The organism is Burkholderia sp. Bmkn7 (assembly GCF_041103175.1).
GTDB classification, from domain to species: Bacteria; Pseudomonadota; Gammaproteobacteria; order Burkholderiales; family Burkholderiaceae; genus Burkholderia; species Burkholderia cepacia.
This window is the reverse complement of the sequence record NZ_JBGCUH010000001.1, coordinates 662642-682209: the sequence shown is the minus strand read 5'-3', so window position 1 is coordinate 682209 and position 19568 is coordinate 662642. Positions and strand designations below refer to the sequence as shown.

At 63.5% G+C, this 19568-nt stretch carries 16 protein-coding genes and 3 pseudogenes; 13 read left to right on the top strand and 6 right to left on the bottom strand.

Going from position 1 to position 19568, the window contains the following annotated elements:
* Positions 1–97: 97 nt before the first annotated feature.
* Positions 98–742: pseudogene (locus tag AB3K92_RS02945) on the bottom strand (IS5 family transposase); the annotation flags it as partial.
* A gap of 258 nt (positions 743–1000) precedes the next feature.
* Here AB3K92_RS02945 and AB3K92_RS02940 point away from each other — a divergent pair.
* Positions 1001–1978 (top strand): LysR family transcriptional regulator, encoded by a 978-nt coding sequence (locus AB3K92_RS02940; protein WP_175925548.1) that lies wholly within the window; start codon positions 1001–1003, stop codon positions 1976–1978.
* Positions 1979–1999: 21 nt separating this feature from the next.
* Here the strand turns inward: AB3K92_RS02940 and AB3K92_RS02935 are convergent, their stop codons facing one another.
* A complete protein-coding gene (locus AB3K92_RS02935; RefSeq protein WP_301855810.1) occupies positions 2000–3265 on the bottom strand; it encodes an MFS transporter in 1266 nt (421 codons plus the stop codon).
* A 7-nt stretch (positions 3266–3272) separates the two neighbouring features.
* Entirely contained in the window at positions 3273–4370 is a 1098-nt protein-coding gene (locus tag AB3K92_RS02930; RefSeq protein ID WP_021158318.1) for a porin, read from the bottom strand.
* A 113-nt stretch (positions 4371–4483) separates the two neighbouring features.
* On the opposite strand from AB3K92_RS02930, the gene AB3K92_RS02925 reads away from it, so the two are divergent.
* Positions 4484–6133 (top strand): carboxylesterase family protein, encoded by a 1650-nt coding sequence (locus AB3K92_RS02925; protein WP_081068537.1) that lies wholly within the window; start codon positions 4484–4486, stop codon positions 6131–6133.
* A gap of 54 nt (positions 6134–6187) precedes the next feature.
* Positions 6188–6329, top strand: a pseudogene (locus AB3K92_RS02920) (IS6 family transposase); the annotation flags it as partial.
* 184 nt (positions 6330–6513) lie between these two features.
* Here AB3K92_RS02920 and AB3K92_RS02915 read toward each other — a convergent pair.
* Positions 6514–7446, bottom strand: a complete 933-nt coding sequence (locus AB3K92_RS02915; RefSeq protein WP_021158321.1) for a LysR family transcriptional regulator — start codon at positions 7444–7446, stop codon at positions 6514–6516.
* 302 nt (positions 7447–7748) lie between these two features.
* Here AB3K92_RS02915 and AB3K92_RS02910 point away from each other — a divergent pair, with 302 nt between their 5' ends.
* The 10 genes from AB3K92_RS02910 (at position 7749) to AB3K92_RS02865 (ending at position 17031) form a co-directional block, all read left to right on the top strand.
* Positions 7749–8663: a transporter gene (locus AB3K92_RS02910; protein ID WP_059587554.1), complete on the top strand. Its 915-nt coding sequence runs from the start codon at positions 7749–7751 to the stop codon at positions 8661–8663.
* 88 nt (positions 8664–8751) lie between these two features.
* Positions 8752–9912 (top strand): S9 family peptidase, encoded by a 1161-nt coding sequence (locus AB3K92_RS02905; RefSeq protein ID WP_059648616.1) that lies wholly within the window; start codon positions 8752–8754, stop codon positions 9910–9912.
* Between the two features lie 31 nt (positions 9913–9943).
* Positions 9944–10900, top strand: a complete 957-nt coding sequence (locus AB3K92_RS02900) for a VOC family protein (protein WP_021158324.1) — start codon at positions 9944–9946, stop codon at positions 10898–10900.
* Positions 10901–10919: 19 nt separating this feature from the next.
* The gene (locus tag AB3K92_RS02895) at positions 10920–11279 is read left to right on the top strand and encodes a Rieske (2Fe-2S) protein (RefSeq protein WP_021158325.1); all 360 of its coding nucleotides are present in this window, start codon (positions 10920–10922) and stop codon (positions 11277–11279) included.
* Positions 11280–11314: 35 nt separating this feature from the next.
* Positions 11315–12445, top strand: a complete 1131-nt coding sequence (locus AB3K92_RS02890; RefSeq protein WP_369464415.1) for an FAD-dependent oxidoreductase — start codon at positions 11315–11317, stop codon at positions 12443–12445.
* A gap of 15 nt (positions 12446–12460) precedes the next feature.
* On the top strand, positions 12461–13663 hold the full coding sequence (locus tag AB3K92_RS02885) for an MFS transporter (protein WP_369464414.1): 1203 nt from the start codon (positions 12461–12463) through the stop codon (positions 13661–13663).
* A 2-nt stretch (positions 13664–13665) separates the two neighbouring features.
* Positions 13666–14481, top strand: a complete 816-nt coding sequence (locus tag AB3K92_RS02880; RefSeq protein WP_369464413.1) for a cyclase family protein — start codon at positions 13666–13668, stop codon at positions 14479–14481.
* Positions 14478–15074, top strand: coding sequence for a cupin domain-containing protein (locus AB3K92_RS02875; protein WP_059587546.1), 597 nt, complete (start codon positions 14478–14480; stop codon positions 15072–15074). Before AB3K92_RS02880 ends, AB3K92_RS02875 begins: the two co-directional genes overlap by 4 nt.
* The gene (locus tag AB3K92_RS02870; protein WP_059485730.1) at positions 15071–16078 is read left to right on the top strand and encodes a fumarylacetoacetate hydrolase family protein; all 1008 of its coding nucleotides are present in this window, start codon (positions 15071–15073) and stop codon (positions 16076–16078) included. The genes AB3K92_RS02875 and AB3K92_RS02870 overlap by 4 nt, the downstream gene beginning before the upstream one ends.
* Entirely contained in the window at positions 16075–17031 is a 957-nt protein-coding gene (locus tag AB3K92_RS02865; protein WP_059648796.1) for an NAD-dependent epimerase/dehydratase family protein, read from the top strand. The genes AB3K92_RS02870 and AB3K92_RS02865 overlap by 4 nt, the downstream gene beginning before the upstream one ends.
* A 108-nt stretch (positions 17032–17139) precedes the next feature.
* Here AB3K92_RS02865 and AB3K92_RS02860 read toward each other — a convergent pair.
* Both AB3K92_RS02860 and AB3K92_RS02855 read right to left on the bottom strand, forming a co-directional pair.
* Positions 17140–18297: pseudogene (locus AB3K92_RS02860) on the bottom strand (DUF4158 domain-containing protein); the annotation flags it as partial.
* Between the two features lie 383 nt (positions 18298–18680).
* The gene (locus AB3K92_RS02855) at positions 18681–19310 is read right to left on the bottom strand and encodes a TetR/AcrR family transcriptional regulator (RefSeq protein WP_060125448.1); all 630 of its coding nucleotides are present in this window, start codon (positions 19308–19310) and stop codon (positions 18681–18683) included.
* Between the last annotated feature and the right edge of the window lie 258 nt (positions 19311–19568).

Here is a 19568-nt window from a genome sequence, read left to right as displayed (position 1 = left end):
TAGCCAATTGCTAACAAACCTGCTGGAAAACGCAATCGATCATGAGCGACCCGGAGCGGACCTCGTAATAACGACGCACGGGCTCGACGGCACGGTACAGCACATGACCGAGATAGCTCGGCAGCGCCGGCGCCGCATTGCTCTTTCGGTACAGGCGGCTGTCACCGTCGCTTTTCGATTCATGCGTTTGGTTGCTGCGCGGCTGGCCGTGCCAGTTGCCCGGCGGCCGGTCGTCGTCGCTACCATCTTTGCGACGGATGCTCTTGTGGCTAGCCCAGGCCTGAATCAGCGTGCCATCGACGCTGAAATGTTCGCCAGACAGCAGGCCCCGTTTCTGCGCCGTTTCCACCGTCGCGTTGAACAGCTCCGTCACCGCGTCGAATTCCAGTAGCCGATCCCGGTTCTTGATGAACACTGAGTGATTCCATACCGTTTCCTCGATCGGCAGGCCGACGAACCAACGGAACAGCAGGTTGTACGAGATCTGCTCAACCAGTTGCCGCTCGCTACGGATGCTGTACAGCACTTGCAGCAACATCGCCCGCACCAGCTTCTCAGGCGCGATGCTCGGTCGGCCTCCCTTCGCTTCGACTTCGTACATTGCCGAGAACTTCGCATCCATCTTCGACAGCGCTTCGTTCAGCCATATCCGAACCTGGCGCAGCGGATGCGCCTGCGGAACAAATTCTTCTAGCCTCACCATGCTGAACAACGACTTGTTGTAACCGTCCGCACCTCGCATCGGCCTGCTCTTCCGTGATCTCGGGAACCTACATCGTGCAGGACCGACCGGGGTATTCCAACAGCCTGCTAGAGGTGGTCTCGCTGTTCGGATTTGCTAGATCACTCTATCGACGCGTTTTACCATGACGGGCTTTTACCGATGCCGCCATTTTAATGGCCCTATTAGACTGCGGCTTACTTCGGTCCGCTGCGAGACTCCGTAGCGCGGCCATCGGTCTGGCTAATCACATCGTTTCGGGCACGCCATCCTTCTTCCATGACACCGTTACATCATCGACTGAAGCTGCGACACGTCGCGATTATTATCGAGGTCGCCCGCCAAGGCAGCCTGCTCAAAGCGGCGGATGTGCTTTCGGTTAGCCAGTCGGCGGTGTCGAAATCGCTGGCGGAAACGGAATCCATCATCGGTGCGCAGTTGTTCGAGCGCACGCCGTCCGGCATGCGTGCGACGTCATTCGGCCAGGTGCTGGTCCGTCACGGCCATCTGATTCTGGGAGACGTTCAGCGCGCGCAGGAAGAACTGGAAGCGCTTCGCAACGGCGATACCGGTGCGATCTCTGTCGGTGTATTCCTGCCGCTCGGCTGGTGGGGCGCGCTTGCCGATTGCGTCAATGCGTTTCGCGCGGCGTTCCCTCGTGTACGCGTGTCGTTACGCGAGGATGCGATGGAAAGTATGATCGAACGCCTCGATCAGGACACGCTGGACGTCGTCATCGGGCGACTTGCAAGCGGACACTTCAGCGACAACTATCAGGCTGCGAAACTGCGCGACGACCATCCCTGCTTCGTTGCCCGCAAGGAGCATCGTCTTCTGGACGGGCCCGCCACGCTTGAAAATCTGCTGGATTTTCCGCTGATATTGCCCGCGCAGCCCAACATCGTTCGCCAACAGTTGGAGTTCGCGGTACGGGAAATGGGGATGCGCGTGAAAGCCGACATCGTTTCATCGCACATCTCCCACCTCATGCTCAGGACCGTTGGGGAAAGCGATGCGCTGCTGCTTGTGCCGGGATGCGTATCGACCGATCTGGCCGACTCCTACGGTCTGCGTCCCGTCGACTGCCGATTGCCTTTTCACCTGGGGCCGCTCGTTGCCGTCACGAGGGCCGACAAGCCGCCGACGCCCGCGCTCGCCCAGTTCATGAAGGTGGTTCTGGCCAAGCTCGGCCTGGACCGCGAATCGGCATCGCAAAGCGATGCGGACCAGGATGCCGCCCGGCACATCCGTGACTGACGGCGCGGCCAACGGAGTTCGTTAGCGCGGAAAGGGCGCGCCCCGCCTTTTGAGCATCGCGAGCAAGACGAATAGCGCAATCATCGGCATCGTCGCCCATCCGAAGATGGTCAGCGCATTGCAACCGCGGGCAAGCAACGCACCTACGACGGCTGGCCCAATCACGGAGCCGGCTCGCCCGCATGCGGCGGCATATCCGATGCCGGCCGTACGCAATTCGGTGGGATAGATGCGCACGGCAAGCGCGGCTTGTCCAACGCAGATGGCTCCCGTCGCGGCGCCGATGCCGGCGACGAACAGCAGCGCGGCCACTTCGCCGTGGAGTCCGCCCAATGTCAGCCCCGCCACGCACGCAATGCCGAGAGCCGTCAGCGACATAAGCAGCGTTTCCTCGGCTATGCGCCCGGCCGACGCAACCAGCGCGACACTGCCAACCATGCCGCCCGCCGACGCTGCCATCGCGCCAAGCGCTGCCGTGGCGGGCGCGAATCCGAAAGATACGAGGAAGGTCGGAATCCAGAACAGTAACGCATAGGCAAGGAGAAAGCCCAGGCATGCAAGAGCGAAGAGGAGATAGCTCGATAGCGTGTACGGCGCACGCACCATCGCTCGCAGAAACGGTTGCCCATCTGCGCGGCCGTTGCAGACGACGGTCGCAGCGCGCGTGGCGGGCATCGCATTCGGCGGATCCCGCAGCAGCACGTGCGCAGCGCGCAAGAGCAGCAACGGCAGGATACCCCCGACGATGAAGATGGCCTGCCAGCCGAAATGCGCAATCAGGAGCGCTGCCATGCCGCCACCGATGGCGCCTCCCGCCGAAATCCCCGTCGCCACGGCGGCCGCCACCGCGGAGCGGCGGCCCGCGCTCGCGTGCCCGGTGGCGCCCGCAATGGTGGCGGGCACCGCGAGACCGAGAAACAGCGCCGTCAGGAGCCGCAGCACGGACATTTCCACGATCGATCCCGCAGCGGCACTCGCCAGCGAAAGCAGCGCGAAGCCGATCATCGATGCGGTCACGAGCCGATGGCGGCCGAACCGGGTGACCGCTCGCCCGCTCAGCAGATAGCCGATCACCGCGCCGAGGCTCGTCATCATGAACGCGGGAGTCAGTGCAGCAGGCGGAAGGCTCCATCTTGCGGCGACCGTCGGGGCCACGTACGAGATCGCGGCGGTATCGAAACCGTCGACAGCCATGATCGAAAAGGCCGTGATGCCGGCGAGCCACGTTCTGCGCGGACCGCGGATGTTATCCGTGGCGCCTGGCGATGCGGAAAGAGGGTGGGTCATGTCAGGCTCAGAAGGCGTGTTGAATGCTTAGCGCAGCGGACGTTTGCACGGCGGAACCGGACGGCTCGGCCAGTGTGGAGTTGATGCGAGCCAACGCACTGCGCCCGGAGGCGCGCTGCCATGCGAGTGTCGCGTAGACGGACGTGCGCTTCGACAGGTTGTATGTCAGCGTTCCGGCCAGCTGGTTCGCGTGGTTGTTGTCGAGCGGTGCATTGCCGCCCATGTACGTGTAGGTGCCGGCGATGTTCCAGAACGGCGAAATTGCGTAGCTGATGCTCGTGTCCACGCTGTCGATCTGCGCCCCGGTGCTCGTGTTGCGCGAAACGGTGCCGAGCAGCGCGACCTGGGTGCGCCCGAACCGGTAGCGTCCGCCGATGCCGGTATTTCGGATGCCCGCGTTGCCGTGCTCGATGAGCGGCGAGCGGGCGTACGTATACGCTGCGCCGATGCTGCCGTTCGCAAACTGATAAGCCACGCTGAAGCTCGAACCGCTCGAATTCGCGAATTGCCCTGGCACGCCGCCGAAGCTGTACATCGCGCCGAACGTCCATCCGTCGAAGGGCATGCTCTTGAATTTCACCGCGTTGTTGAGGGCTTCTCCGTTGAGTCGGTCGAAGTCGTACGCCTGCCGGACGACGTAAGGCACGCCGAAGGAGGCGAACGGCCCCATGTGCGCGCCCCAGATGCCCTGATAGAACGCACCGGAGTACTGCTGGAGCGTGAGCGTATCGAACATGAAGTCCCGCTGTTGTCCGAAGGTCAGCGTGCCGTATGGAGTTACGAGGCCGACATACGATTCGCGCGAGAACAGGCTGCCCGACGCGCCCAGTACGGCGCCGTTGTTCATGCCGAATAGCGTGCCGAGCATGAACAGCGATTTGTATCCGCCGCCCAGGTCTTCCTGGCCGCTGAATATCAGCGAGTTCGGGCGTAGCACCCCGGCCGGCAGTGCGTAGACGCTCGAATGGCCGCCCACGTTGCTGGTGTACGCAACGCCCTCGCCGAGCACACCGGAGATCGACACGCTGCTTTGCGCAACGGCGGGCGGTATCCATCCGATACTCAACGCAAATGCTGCATAGCGGAAGTGAACGCTTCGAAACATGGGGCCTCCTTTTGTAGTTGGGAATCGGGACGTTGCATGTGGACGGCCCATGCTGCGACGCCACCTTCCGAAACAAAACGGAAATAAATTGCGCTCCCCCTTGAAAAACAGTCATGTCGCTGCGGCCTCGCGCATCGTGCGGGGTTGAGCGTTATTCACGTGGACGTGACGATATTTCCATCGTGTTCCCGGAAAAAATCGCCGACGATTTACGCTCGGACAACACTGGGGATCGTGCGGGGCGCGTCTGTGTGCGACGCACGGCCGTGTGGTTCCCGATCAAGGGGCGTTTGATGCAAACGATATTGGCGAGCTGCGAGCAAGGCGAATTGCTCGGTCGCAGCGTGGACGGTGCGCTGGTCTTCCAGGACATTCCCTATGCGAACGACGGCGGTCGCTATCGCGACTGCCTTCCTCCCGCGAGCTGGCAGGGCGTTCGCGATTGCACCGGTCCCGCGCCGGTCTTTCCGCAGTTGCCGAGCCGGCTCGACTTCGTGATGGGCCCGACCGCGCAAGGTGTGCAGATGTCCGAAGACGCATATCGCCTGAACGTCTACACACCGTCGCTTGCAGGCAACTTGCCGGTGCTGTTCTGGATACATGGCGGCGGGTTCGTGACCGGCGGCGCCTTACCGTGCTACAGCGGAACCGAACTCGCCCGGTCCGGGCGCGCGGTTGTCGTTACCTTCAACTACCGGCTCGGGATTCTCGGCAATCTGTGTATGCCCGGCGTGGCGGCCGGCAACTTTTCGGTAACGGACATCCTGCGTGCGCTCGACTGGGTTCGCAGCAATATCGAGCGATTCGGCGGTAATCCCGAAGCTATTACATTTGCGGGCCAATCGGCCGGTGCGTGGTACACGAGGATGCTCATGGGGATGAAGGAAACGGCCGGTCTCGCGCGCTCCGCTGCCGTACTCAGCTTGCCCGGCCTCCCGCCTCTCCTGCCCGAGGAGGCGCATCGGATCGCATCGGACTTTTGCGCACTCGCCGAATTTCACGACCCCGCTGTCGATCTGCGAAATGCGCCGGTACAGGTGCTGCTGGATTTGCAAGCGAGGCTGCTCGCGTCGCGCGCGGGCTTCGGCACAGTACCGGTGGGCTTCATGCCCGTCGCGGTCGATCGCGTCGCGGCGGATCCCGTGACGCAGTCGTTGCGGTTTGCGCCAAAGCCCGTGATGATCGGTTGGACGCGCCACGAAACCGGCAGCTTCTTCGCGAGCAACCCGGCAGCCGTGGATGCGACGCGAAGCATGGTCGAGCGCGTATTCCACGCTGAACTGGGCGAGGCTGGGACGCGCCATTACGAGCGTGTCATGCAGCAGCGTCCGGGAAGCACGCCCTACGCGGCATTGGTCGAACTGACGTCGTATGCAATCTTCAAGCGACCCGCAATCGAGGCAGCAGGTTCGCTGGCGAAAGCCGGCAGCGATGTCTACGGCTACCAATTCGACATCGCGTCTCGCCAGCCGCATGTGGGCGCTGGCCATTGTTTCGAGTTGCCCTTCGCTTTCGGCAATTTCGACGACTGGACCGACGCACCCATGCTGGCCGGGACAAGCCGTGCATTCGCGAACGATCTCTCCGGCATGATGCGGTCCTATCTGATGAATTTCATCGAGACGGGAGACCCGAATGGTGACGATCTGCCCGCATGGACCCGTTGCGGACCCGATCGTATCGATGCGATGCACTTTGCCGAATGGGTATCGTGCTATACGGAACGTCCGGGGTTCTCAGCACCGGAGACGCTATCACGTTAGCGGAGTAGGTTCACGAGGGGCACAGGCACTGTCACGTTAGCAAGGTATGACGGAATGAAGACGACATCGCTCTATCGTGGACATCGATTTCCGGCGGCCATCATCAGCCTGGCCGTGCCGCTGGCATTTTTGCTTCCCGCTTAGCCTGCGCGACATCGAAGAACTGCTGTTCGAGCGCGGCGTCGTGGTCAGCTACTCGTATCGTACCCACGGAGAAAATGGTTGACTCGCTCGGCAATACGCAAGTCGTCTTTGTGTGGACATCCCTGGTTTTGACCCATTGGAACGAAGTCGCAGCGAGTGGGCGACTTCACGGAACGGGCATCGGCCTCATAGCGCCATGCGCGCGTAGTGGTGCCGAGAAAATACCTCTTGCGGCCTTATGTCTTGCGAGCATCATGGCGCCCTTCGTCCATCTTCGCGACCGCCTCTTTCAGCAGCCCGCGCAACCAGGTGAGTCCGGGGTCCGAGGTCCGATGCTTGTGCCATTGCATCGCCTGCTCCAGCGTCGGAACCGGCACCGGCGCCTCGCGCAGCACGATGGGCAGGCTGCGTGCGGCCTCTTCGGCGAGCCGTCGGTGCATGGTGGCGATCCGGTTCGTGCCGACCAGCAGATGGGCCGGCGACACGAAGCTGTACGTGCTCGCCTCGACGCGCCTCACGACGCCGAGCCGCTGCATGAACCAGTCTTCGAGCGTCGTCTGTGCGTCGCCGACCTGCACGATGACGTGCCCGGCCGCCATGTAGCGCTCGTTCGTCATCTCGCCCTGCGAGAGGGGGCTGTGGTTCCACACCACACAGCAGTAGGTTTCCTCCAGCAGCACCTCGGCCGGATGCTCGGTCGAGCAATACTCCTTGGGGATGATCAGCAGATCCGCTTCGCCGCGTTCAAGCACGCGGTGGGGATAAGCGACTTGCGGACGTAGCTCGAATCGGATGCCGGGTGCTTCCTTGTAAGCGAGCGCGAACAGGTGCGGCATGAGCGTCGTCATCGTGTAGTCCGAGACGAACAGGCGGAACAACCGATTCGCTTGCGCTGGCACGAATTCGGGATGGGCAGCCACCGTCGCGTCGACGCGCACGAGAATGTCGCGCACGGCGTCTTTGAGCGCCTCGGCGCGGGGCGTCGGTTCCATCTTGCGGCCGACCTGCACCAGCAGTTCGTCGTTGAAGTAGTCGCGCAACCGCGAAAGCGCGTTGCTCATCGCCGACTGGCTCAGATGGATCTTTTCGGCCGCCCGGCTGATGTTCTGTTCGCTCAGGAGCGCGTCGAGCGCAACGAGCAAATTGAGGTCGAGCTTGTTGAACCGCATGTGTGCTGTCTCCGTTGTCCTCTTCGCTGCCGCGTGACCGCCGGGTGCACTATCAGGGTTTAACCTGAAAGTATTGACGCCGTCGATATCGGCAATGGATCGAATCCATTTTTGGGATACATCGGCCTATCTTAACCTAGCGCTATCTCGACGCGACGGCTGCCGACGCATCGCATCGGGAGGCCAGCGTCAGGGCATTTCAGGTCGAACGTACCGCTGTACCTCGGCCGTGTGCACCGCGCTTTCCACTATTAAAAGAGATGACCGGAGGTGCAAACGCGCCCCGAGCAGGAGGAGACAGCATGTCCACGAAACTGATCGCAGCCGTTGTCGGTTGCGCCGTGTTGGCGACCGGTTCGATGAAGGAAGCGCAGGCATTCGAAGGCGGGATTTCACCGTATCCGGCCGGAGCGGTGGGGACGAACATCGCCAACCTGCCACCGATCCCGGGCTTGTTCGCACTCGAACAGTTCAACTACAGCTTTGCGAACGGCCTCTACGGCAACGACGGCAAGAAACTGCCGATTCCGTTCCATACGTCGGTGTTCTCGGAAACCACGCGCCTGCTGGCGGCGTATCCGTTCCACCTGCTCGGCGCAAACGTCTATACGCAGTTGGTCATTCCCGTTGTGTCCTTGCACAGCACGGTGTTCGGGCAGTCAGGCACACAGAACGGCCTCTCCAACATCACGCTGACGCCTGTGCTGCTGCAATGGAATCTCTCGCCGAACCTGGCGATCGCGTCGGGCATCGACGTTGCGTTCGAGACGGGTTCCTATAGCCCAGTCAAGTCGAGCGTCGCGGTGGGGTACACCTCGGTGCAGCCGGTGATCTCGATTCGCTACAACGTTCCCAACGGAATCGACGTCGCACTCGCGAACCGCTTCCTACTCAACCTGAAGAACGGCGCGACGGACTACAGCTCGGGCGACGGTTACGTCGCCGAGTTCAACGCCGGCTGGAACTTCGGCCCATGGAAGCTCGGCGTCGTCGGCGCGTACCTGAACCAGTTCAGCGACGACAAGGCCGGCGGCGTGCGCGTGGGCAATCGCATGCGCACTTTCGGCATCGGCCCGTCGGTCGTGTACGACGCCAGAAGCTGGAACGTCAACCTCAATTATCAGCAAGGCATTTATGCCGCCAACACGGCCAAGAGCAGCAGTGTCTGGCTGAACATCGCCATCCCGTTGTGGGCAGGCTTCGGGCGCAAGGGCTGAGCATCGTCTCGCGTGCCGGACAGCGCGCGAGAACCCGGTCGTCAGCACCGTCATCGAGCAATACGCAATTTCAATCGAGGCAATCAGCATGTTCCGATACTTTCCTACCAACTATGTCTGGAATCTGTCCGTCAATCTCGCCATCGAAATGGGTGCGCGCATCGGCGAAATCGAGGACATGTGCGGTCCGCTCCAGGAAGCGGCCAGGCAGCCGGACGCGGACGGCACACGTGCGTTTCGCGAAGCGTGGGTCGACAAGGCCGATCGTCTTTGCGATCTCGCGCGGGACGACGAGGCCCTGGGGCGGCTGCTGTCGGCGGGCGAGAAATACAAGCGTGCCGCGATCTACCTGATCACGGCCGAGCGCATGCTCGCGCACGATGCCCCGGGGCGCCTCGAGCTGTACCACCGCTCGCTCGATACGTTCGACAAGGGCATCGTGCTCGCCGGCGACAACTGCGAGCGCGTCGCGATTCCGTACGGCGACACTCATCTTTCCGGACTCCTTGTGAAAGCGAAGAGCGCCGATGCGCGCAGTCCACTGCTCGTGCAGGTCAACGGGCTCGATTCGACCAAGGAAATGAAGTACTTCGTGGGCTTGCCGGCATGGCTGGCCGCGCGCGGCGTATCGTCGTTGATTGTCGACCAGCCCGGTACCGGCGAAGCGTTGCGGCTGCACGGCCTGAATGCCGTGTACAACTCGGAGGTCTGGGCGAGCAAGATCGTCGACTGGCTCGAAAGCCGAGGCGACGTCGATCCGAAGCGGATCGGCATGGAAGGCGTGTCGCTCGGCGGCTACTACTGCCCGCGCGCAGTCGCTTTCGAGCCGCGCTTCGCTTGCGGTGTGGTGTGGGGCGCCAACCACGACTGGCGCGACGTCCAGAAAAAGCGCCTGCAGCGCGAAGGCAACTTCCCGGTGCCGCACTACTGGAAGCACGTCTGCTGGGTCTGGGGCGCGAAGGATATCGACGACTTCATGCGCATCGCCGAAGACGTGCATCTCGACGGCGTGCTCGATCGCATCAAGGTGCCGTTCCTCGTCACGCATGGCTCGCAGGATTCGCAGATTCCGGTCGCCTGGGCGCACCGCACCTACGAGCAACTCGTGAACAGCCCCAAGCGAGAACTCAAGATCTTCACCGAGCGTGAAGGCGGCGTTCAGCATTCGAGCTTCGACAACTCGATCAACGCGGGGCACTTCATCGCCGACTGGATCGCCGAAACGCTCGGCGGACGCACCTCGCTCTGACTCATTCACCCATCTCAAGCACGCACATCTCATGAACATCATCGGACCCGATACGCTGGTTTTCGGCGTGGACGACGTCGCCGCCTGCAGCCAATATCTGCTTGACTACGGGCTGCTGCCGGTGCGCAGCGACGACACCGGCGGCCGTTTCGAGGCACTCGACGGAACGGGCATCGACATCGCGCGCCGCGACGATCCGGCGTTGCCGCCTGCGCTCGGCACGGCAAGCATGCTGCGCAAGACGATTTACGGCGTCGCCGATGCCGCGACGCTCGATGCCATCGCGGCGGAGCTGCGCCGCGACCGCGAAGTGAACACACTCGCCGATGGATCGATCGAATCGCTCGACGACATGGGCTTCGCGATCGGCTTCCAGGTCACCACGCGCCGTTCGCTCGTGTTGCCCGCCGAGCCCGTGAATGCGCCGGGCGCGCCTGCACAGCGCGCGCCGAACGTCGTGGCGGTGAGCGAAGATGCCTTGCTGACTCCGCGCACGCTATCGCACGTCGTCTACTTCGTGCCGGATGCCGCGAAGGCCGAAGCGTTCTATGTGGAGCGTCTGGGCTTTCGCTGTACCGACCGATTCACGGGCGTCGGGCCGTTCCTGCAGCCGGCCGGCACGCTCGACCATCACACGCTGTTCATGATTCAGACGCCGCCGTTCATGAAGGGGTGCGAGCATTTCACGTTCCACATGGGCGGACCGACCGAGGTTCTGCAGGCGGGTACGCGTTTCGTCGCGAAGGGCTACCAGTCGTTCTGGGGGCCGGGGCGCCATCGCTTCGGCTCGAACTGGTTCTGGTATTTCAACAGCCCGCTCGGCTGTCACGTCGAGTACGACGCCGACATGGATCTGCACGACGATGCGTGGAACGCGCGCGAGGCGCCGATGGGCGCCGACGCATCGCAACTGTTCCTGTTCCAGCATCGCGAGAAGTGGGCGCCGGGCGGTCCTCCTGCGGGGGCAGCGGTGGCGAAGTCGGATTGACGGCGAGAATCGTTCTGCCATGTCCGAGACATACCCCGACCGTATTCCTCTCGCAAGCGTCGACGATCTGCCCGATCCCGGTGCGCGTGGTTTCGATCCCGGCGGGCAGGGGCACGACACGCTTTTCGTCGTGCGGCACGGCACGCAGGTTTGTGCGTATCGCGACGCGTGCCCGCACTTTTTCGGTGAAACGCAGATGGCCTGGCGCAAGGACGCTTACCTGAACGGCGACGGCACCCGCATCGTCTGCCACGCGCACGGCGCGCAGTTCGACATCGCAAGCGGCGAGTGCGTACTCGGCCCGTGCCTCGGCCAGCGGCTCACGCCCGTCGAGATCGACGTGACGGACGACGGCACCATCGTGCTGATTGCGACATGACACACCCACATCAGACATAACAAGGAGACATCCAGATGGCAGCCCCTCTTCAACACGTCCTCGTCATCGGCGGCGGTTTTTCCGGCATGGCGACGGCAATCCAGTGCGCGAAGCTCGGCCTCACCGTCGACCTCGTCGAGATCGACCCGGGCTGGCGCTCGTACGGTGCCGGCATCAGCATCGGCGGCCCCACGCTGCGCGCGCTGCGCACGATCGGCGTGCTCGATGCCTTCTTCGATCGCGGCCACGGCGGCGACGGCGTGAATCTGTTTACCGCCGGCGGCCAGCCCATCGGCACGCTGCCGACTCCGCGAGTGGCCGGCGAGGACGTTCCTGGCGGCGGCGCAATCATGCGCCCGGTGCTGGCCGATATTCTCGCCAAGGCTACACGTGCCGCGGGCGTGCGCGTGCAGCTCGGCTGTACCTTCTCGCGGATCGAGCCGCGCGGCGAACAGGTGGACGTGATGTTCACGAACGGCACGCACGGTACCTACGACCTCGTGGTCGGAGCGGACGGACTCTACTCGAAAGTGCGCGGCGTTGCATTTCCCGATGCGCCGAAGCCTCGCTATACGGGCCAGGGCGTATGGCGCGCCGTGGTGCCGCGACCGGCGGAGATCGCTTGCGCGACGATGTGGCTGGGGCCCCGGATCAAGGCGGGCGTCAATCCGGTTTCCCGGGACGAAATGTACGTCTTCGTCACCGAGGACCGGCCGACCAACGACTACCTCGATCCTGCCGAATGGCCGCGCATGCTGTCCGAGTTGCTCGCATCGTTCGACGTGCCGCTGATCCAGTCCATCCGCGCCCAGATCGGCACCGAATCACGCGTCAACTATCGTCCGCTGGAAAGCCTGCTGCTGCCGACGCCCTGGTTCAGCGGGCGGGTGGTGCTCGTCGGCGACGCGGTGCACGCCACCACGCCCCATATGGCGGCGGGCGCGGGTATCGGCATCGAGGATGCGATCGTGCTGGCCGAAGAGCTGGGGCGCGGCGTGACGGTGGACGCTGCGTTGCACGCATTTCAGGCGCGCCGCTGGGAGCGCTGCCGCATGGTGGTGGAAAACTCGGGGCGCCTTGGCGAAATCGAAATCGTCGGCGGCGACCGAGACGAACACCGACGCATCATGCACGAGACGCACATGAATCTCGCGCGGCCGATCTGACGCAGGGGAGGCACGATGGAAACGAACCTTTCCCCCCCGACGCCGGCGCGTGTCGACCTGTCGGCATCGACCGACACGGTGCGGCTTGGCACGTTCGGCACCGTTGCGTTGATGATCGCGCATTGCGCCGGCATGGTCGATCTGGTGGCCTTGCCGGTCTGGGTCGGCACGTTGATCGGTGCGTATCGGCTCGATCCACAGCGGGCGGGTCTGCTCCCCACGCTGTTTCTGGCCGGTGCCGTGCTGAGCAGCGTCTATTTCTCTCCGCGCTTGAATCGGCTACCGGCGCGCGTGATGTCGCCCGTCGGCTTCGGCATCGCGGCGGGCGCGTTTCTCGGCATCACATCCGTGCCGGTTGATCGTTATCTGATGATGGCGGCCCTGCATGCCGTCGCGGGCGTCGCCGTCGGATGCGGCCTGAGCTTCACGCACGGCACCGTCGGGCGCAGCCGCAATCCGCATCGTCTGTTCGCGATCGCCGGCCTCGCGCTCGGTGTTTTCGCGATCGCGTTTCTCGGTGCCGTGCCGGGACTGGTCGCAACGCACGGCGGTCCGACGCTGTTTCGCGTTTTTGCGGGCGTGATGGGCGTCGCCACGCTCGCATGCGCGCTCGCGTTTCCGTCGATTCAGGCGCGCCGCAACGCGGCGACCGGCGACGAGCCTCGTTTCGAGCGTGTCGTCTGGTTCGGCATGGCGGGCGTCGGCTGCATGGCGCTGACGCAGTCGATGCTGTTCAGCTTTGTTCAGCGCATCGGCCTCGATCGCGGATTCGGTTTGAGTGCCGTGATCGCGACGCTGATCGCGCTCGGCTTCGTCAACCTGTTTCCCGCTCCCGTCGCGGGGCTGCTCGAAACGCGCGTGCCGGGCCGCAAGGTCGTGCAGGCCGGCCCCGTCGTACAGGCCGTGCTCGCGCTGGTCATCACGCAAAGCGCGGCGTTCGCGCCGTACGCGGCGGCCACCTCGGTCTTTGCCGCCGTGATGATCTTCACCCACACCTTCGCGTTCGGCATGCTCGCGCGCATCGACCGCACCGGCCGCGCCGTTGCCGCGACGCCGGCCATGCTGATGACGGGCGCCGCCATCGGGCCGGTGCTCGGCGGCACGCTCGTCAAGGTGTCCGGCTACGGCAGCCTCGGGATCGCCGCAGTGCTGATCGCTGCCGCTGCGGCGATCTGCTTCTCGCGGCTCGATCGCCGTCCCCCATCCCCAGGAGTCTGAACATGAAACCCGTTCGACGGTTTGTCGATCTGTCCATCTATCTCGAGAACGACGTTCTCTCCGATCCGCCGCCGCTCGCGCCGAGGATCAGCTACCAGAAGCACGGCGACACGCTGCCCGAATTCATGGCGATGCTGCCGGGGACCAAACCCGAGGACTATCCCGACGGTGAAGCCGCCGCCGCGGAGTGGGTCACGTTGACGACCCACAGTGGCACCCATCTCGACGCGCCCTGGCATTTCCATTCGACGATGGATGCGAGCCTGGGCGAAGCCCGGCCGTCTATCACGATCGATCAGGTGCCGCTGGAATGGTGCTTCCAGCCGGGCGTGAAGCTCGATTTCCGGCACTTTCCGGACGGCTACGTCGTGACGGCCGCCGACGTCGAGGCCGAACTCGCGCGCATCGGCCATGCACTGCAGCCGCTCGATATCGTCGTCGTGAACACGCGGGCCGGATCGCGCTACGGGCACGACGACTACGTCAACGCGGGCTGCGGCATGGGCTACGAAGCGACCATGTACCTGTTGGAGCGTGGCGTGCGCTTGACCGGCACCGATGCATGGAGCTGGGATGCCCCGTTCTCCCATACCGCGAAGAAGATCGCGGAGACGGGCGATACGTCGCTGATCTGGGAAGGGCACAAGGCGGGGCGCGATATCGGCTATTGCCATCTGGAGAAGCTGCACAACCTCACGGCCTTGCCGCCGACCGGCTTCACGATCAGTTGCTTCCCGCACAAGATTCGCGGTGCGTCGGCAGGGTGGACGCGTGCCGTCGCGATTTTCGACGACACCGACATGGAGGCGGCAGCATGAACTTTCCAGTGATTCGGCGCGTGGTGACCGGACACGATGCCGACGGCCGCGCCGTCGTCGCATCCGACGGTCCTCTGCCTACCGTGGTGGAAATCGCCGCGATTCCCGGCACCGTATTCCACGAAGTGTGGAGCACATCATCGAGCCCCGCCAGGGTGGACAACGGTGCCGATCCCACGCTTGACGCGCTCATGCTGCCGCCGCCGAAGCACGGCACCCGTATGCGCTTCGTCGACATTCCGCCCGACACGCCGGAGTTTCTCGCGCACGGGGCGGAGAAAATGCACCACGCATTCAGCCAGATCGGCGACGCCGCAGCGTCGACGGTGAAAGCCGGGGCGCCGCATCCGCTGATGCATCGCACCGAGTCGATCGACTACGGCGTGGTGATCGAAGGCGAAATGACCTTGATCCTCGACGATGCAGAAGTCGCCCTGGCGCCGGGCAGCGTGGTGATTCAGCGCGGAACCAATCATGCCTGGGCGAATCGCTCGGGCCGTCCATGCCGGATGCTGTTCGTTCTGATCGACGGCGCCTACGATCCGGCGATTGCCGCCGTGCTCGATACGCCGGCACACGGAGGCGCGCGATGAAATTCGCCACCTTGCCCGACGGTGGCGCCGATGGCCGCTTGCTGCTCGTGTCGCGCGACCTGCGCCATGCCGTCGAGGCCGCGCCGATCGCCACGACGCTGCTTGATGTGCTTGAGCGCTGGGACGCGCTCGCGCCCGGCTTGCAGGCGCGTTACGACGCATTGAACGCCGGCAGCGTGCCGGAGGCGCGTCCGTTCCATCCGGCCGCCTGCGCCGCGCCCTTGCCGCGCAGTCCGCAGTGGTGCGATGGCTCGGCGTTTCTGAATCACGGCCGCCTGATGGAGCAGGCGTTCAATACTCCGCCGATTCCCGAGTTCGATACGGTGCCGGTCATGTATCAGGGCGCCAGCGACGACTTCCTCGGCCCGGCCAGCGACGTGCCTTTTCCTGACGAGGCCGACTGCATCGATTTCGAAGGCGAATTCGGTGTGGTGGTGGGGCACGTGCCGATGGGCGTATCGGCCGCCGGCGCGCTGCACTGCATCCGTCTGATCGTACAGCTCAACGACTGGAGCCTGCGTGCGTTCGGTCCGCGCGAAATGAAAACGGGCTTTGGTTTCCTGCAGGCCAAGCCCTCTACGAGCTTTGCTCCGGTCGCCGTCACACCCGACGAACTCGGCGAGCACTGGCGCGACGGCCGTGTGCATCTGAGCCTGCACGTCGAATGGAACGACCACTGGTTCGGTCATCCGCATGGACGCGAGATGAACTTCGGCTTTGGTGAACTGATCGCGCATGCGGCCCGGACGCGCCGCCTGTCGGCGGGGACGATCGTCGGGTCAGGGACGGTGTCGAATGCCGATCGCGGCGCGGGCTCGGCGTGCCTCGCCGAGCGCCGCGTGATCGAAATGATCGACAAAGGGGGCGCACGCACGCGGTTCATGCGCTTTGGCGACCGGATCAGGATGACGGCGCGCGATGACGCCGGCAACGCCCCATTCGGCACGATCGACCAGCGGGTTGTGCGTGCGTCATGCGCCGACGACGGGGAGGCCCGGCCATGAGAGTGCTGGTGACCGGGGCGGGCGGATTTGTCGGAACGGCATTGGTCGAACGGCTGCTGCACGACGGCATCGTGGAGCCTGGCGACGTGTCGGAATTGCTGTTGGTCGACCGGCAAGCGGGATGGCCGTACGACGATGCCCGAATCACGGCGCTGGTCGGCGATTTCAGCAGCCTGGAGATTCTCGATCCGCAGTTGTCGAAACCCGTCGACGTCGTCTTTCATCTGGCGAGCATGCCCGGCTCGCAGGCGGAGGCCGAACCGGCCGAGGGTGACCGGGTGAATCTGTCGGGCATGCTGGCGCTGTTCGACCGCCTGGCGAAGCAGGCGACGGAGCAGGGGAGTGCGGCGCGCGTCGTCTATGCCAGCAGCGTTGCGGCGCTGGGCGAGTCGTTACCCCCTGCCGTGGACGAGCACACCGTGCCGCGCCCGACCATGAGCTACGGCGTGCACAAGCTGGTGGGCGAGCTGATCCTTGCCGACTGGACGCGCCGCGGCAAGCTGGATGGTCGTGCATTACGCCTGCCGGGCATCGTGGCTCGTCCGGCGCTGTCCGCCGGACATGGATCCGCGTTCATGAGTCAGATCTTCCGCGCGGCGCAGCGCGGCCAGTCCTATACGTGTCCCGTTTCGCCTTCGGCCACCGTATGGTGGATGTCGCGCAGATGCTGCGTCGATAACCTGCTGCACGCCGCACGCCTATCCGCAGAGGGTTTGCACGCGGGCCGAGTCTGGACGCCCCCGGTGCTGCATCTGTCGGTTCAAGAGATCGTCGATGCGTTGGTCCGGCGCTTCGGCTCGTTCGACATCGATTACGCTCCGGTGGAACGGATCGAGCGGCTTTTCGGACGACAACCGCCACTGACTGACCGCCGTGCCATCGAGGCGGGATTTCAGCACGACGGTACGATCGATGCGCTTGTCACGCGCGCGCTTGAGTTAGAGCCCAGTTGAGTTGAGCGGGCGCAGCGCGGTCACATCGGGAATCGTCGTGCGAACACGCTTACGCTTCGAAGCCGAACTGTTCAATCTGCGTGCTGCCAATGCCACGCTGCTTCGCACGTCGAACGGCAGCTGCACGATCCGATTCAAAAGGTTACGGGCGTAGTACCGCTTTCGGACCAAGCACTGCCGTATCTGGCTCCGACGGCTGGTGGGATGCGGTTGCAAAACATCGTCTGCAAGCAGACAAAGCTTCTCCCCGAGCTGTTCGCGCGAGAGGGTTTCATCATTGGCAAGTGCTTTGACGGCAAGCGCGAACTCGCGGAGTTGATCCGCGGCCTTCATCCGCATCGCATCCACTTCACGTGACGTGTCGTTGACAACCTTCAGTACCCATCGCCGGAGCATCTCGAGTACCTGATCAGTCGCAATACAGAGGGAATACCGCATGAAGCAGGCGGCTTCGATTCGTCGGCTTTGGGGTTCGATTCGCTTGCTGATCGATGGCGGGCGACTCGCACAACGGCGGGCGTAGTGGCGCACCATGGCATCGTTGCATTCAACCGGCCAACGCGTTGCCACCTCGTGCATCGTGAGCAAATTGACTTTGTCGAGGATCTCGCTCATCTGATGGGTCGAGTTGCGCAGCGGGACGACCCACAGCCATCGCTGGAGACTTGAATGTTCTCCATGGGGCTGAGCCAGTACTCGCGCCCAACTCTCGAGTTTTTCCATACCGACGGCATGCTCGAGTGCGCCATGCAGTTGTCCCTCAATGTCGCGTACGGCCTGGACGACAAACTGCCTGAGCATGCGCTCCGGTGGTATCACGTTGCGATGGTCGTAGAACCAACGTTTGAGATCGTTCGTCAACTGGCCGCGTTCGGGGCGGCCGGTGAGTTGTTCTTTGAGCCAACGGATGACATGCCGACGTTGATGTTCCGCGACGGCTCGAAAATTGATGGCATCCCGAGCAAAGCGCTGGTGGTCGGATAAGGTCTTGAGGTTGCCATCGTAAAGTGAACGTAACGTGCCAAGGTCTGGCGGCTTCACATTCAGCTGCCGTCCAAGATGTCGCCAGAGAACCGTGGGAATCTGCTTGTATGAGCCGAGCGGCCGACCGGTCATGCGAAGAAAACCGATGTGCAATGCGACCGCGAGTCGAAAGAGATCGGTTCGTCTTGAATCAATGGCAACACGCTCCCGCTTGGAGAACGTGAAGAATGTGGCGAGCTCGAACTCGCTCATCCCGAGATAAGCCAATCGCCAGTGGTCCATCAGCGACTCCGCATCAATGACGAGAGCGGCCAAGTGTAGCGAGGCAAAAAATGAGGTGCTACGGGGAAAGTCGGGATGGCGGCTGCAGGTGTCGGTCGCCTAAGAATGGTGTCGGAACGAAAACGAGCCGCGGCGCTCAAGTTGCGATATTTCCTTGCGACCCCAAAAGATCGCTAGTTTAGCTTATGTCAAATAAAGTAAAGAGTATCGACACGCTCGACGATCAAACCCCCTTTTTCATACCGTTCGCCGAGTCGCCCAACACTCTTGCTGCGATATCCCTCAACCGCGGATCAAATTAAGTCCGGCGGTGTGCTCGCCGCCGGACATGATAGTGGTTACTCAACTGGATCAGCCGGACATGCGCCGGCGGCACCCAACCGTCAACTGCTCTCAGCGGCGCTGAAGTCGCCGGGCGGCAATGGTCGGTTCGCCACGTCCTTTGCTTCGGCGTGCGTCAGGCCGAGCGTCTGCAATACCATTGCCGCAGCCCGCTCGGGGAGCCGGCCTTCGTCTCCCCCCGGCTTCCTCGCATCGCCCGCAGCCGTGTCGGGCGCGTAGCACTCCGCCGCGATCGCCGCCAGGATCGTCCCCGTCATTGCGAGCACGCTCATGAACGGATCGCCGACGACGAAGCGGCGTACCGCGATTCCGCGCTCGCTGTCCCGCCGCAAACGCCGGCCCAGCCCGTGGTCGAGCGCACGCGCGGAAAAGCCCTCCCGCATCAGGAACCGTCCCCAGAGCCGCTCGCGGCGCGCGCGCATCAGCGTGTGACGCACGCAAACCGACACGACCTCGGCCGGATCCGACAGACCGCTCGCAAGACGCTCGAGCCCGTCCGCGAAATCGTCGAACACCCACTCGGTCAGCGCGGCGAAGATGCCGTCCTTCGATTCGAAGTGGTAGTAAAACGAGCCGAACCCCACATCCGCCGCCTCAGTGATCTCGCTGATCGCGACGTTGTCCCTGCCCTTTTCCGCCATCAGGCCGAACGCCGCCCGCAGCAAGCGCATACGTGTCGCCTCCTTGCGCCGGGCACCGCGCGGTTGACGCTGTTCCGCTTCGGTCACTGACGCATTCGGGCGACGCGGCCGGACCGGTTTGTCGTCCACGAGCGCACCTTCCCTTTCCATAAGAATTTTCTGCATGACGCAATTCTAGATAAATCACTCATACTTGACAATATTATCAGTTATGAGTCTAATCTCGAAAACAGCAGAACCGGTTCCTGTCCGGACACTGTTCCGGACCCACGTCAGCGAGCGTCGGTG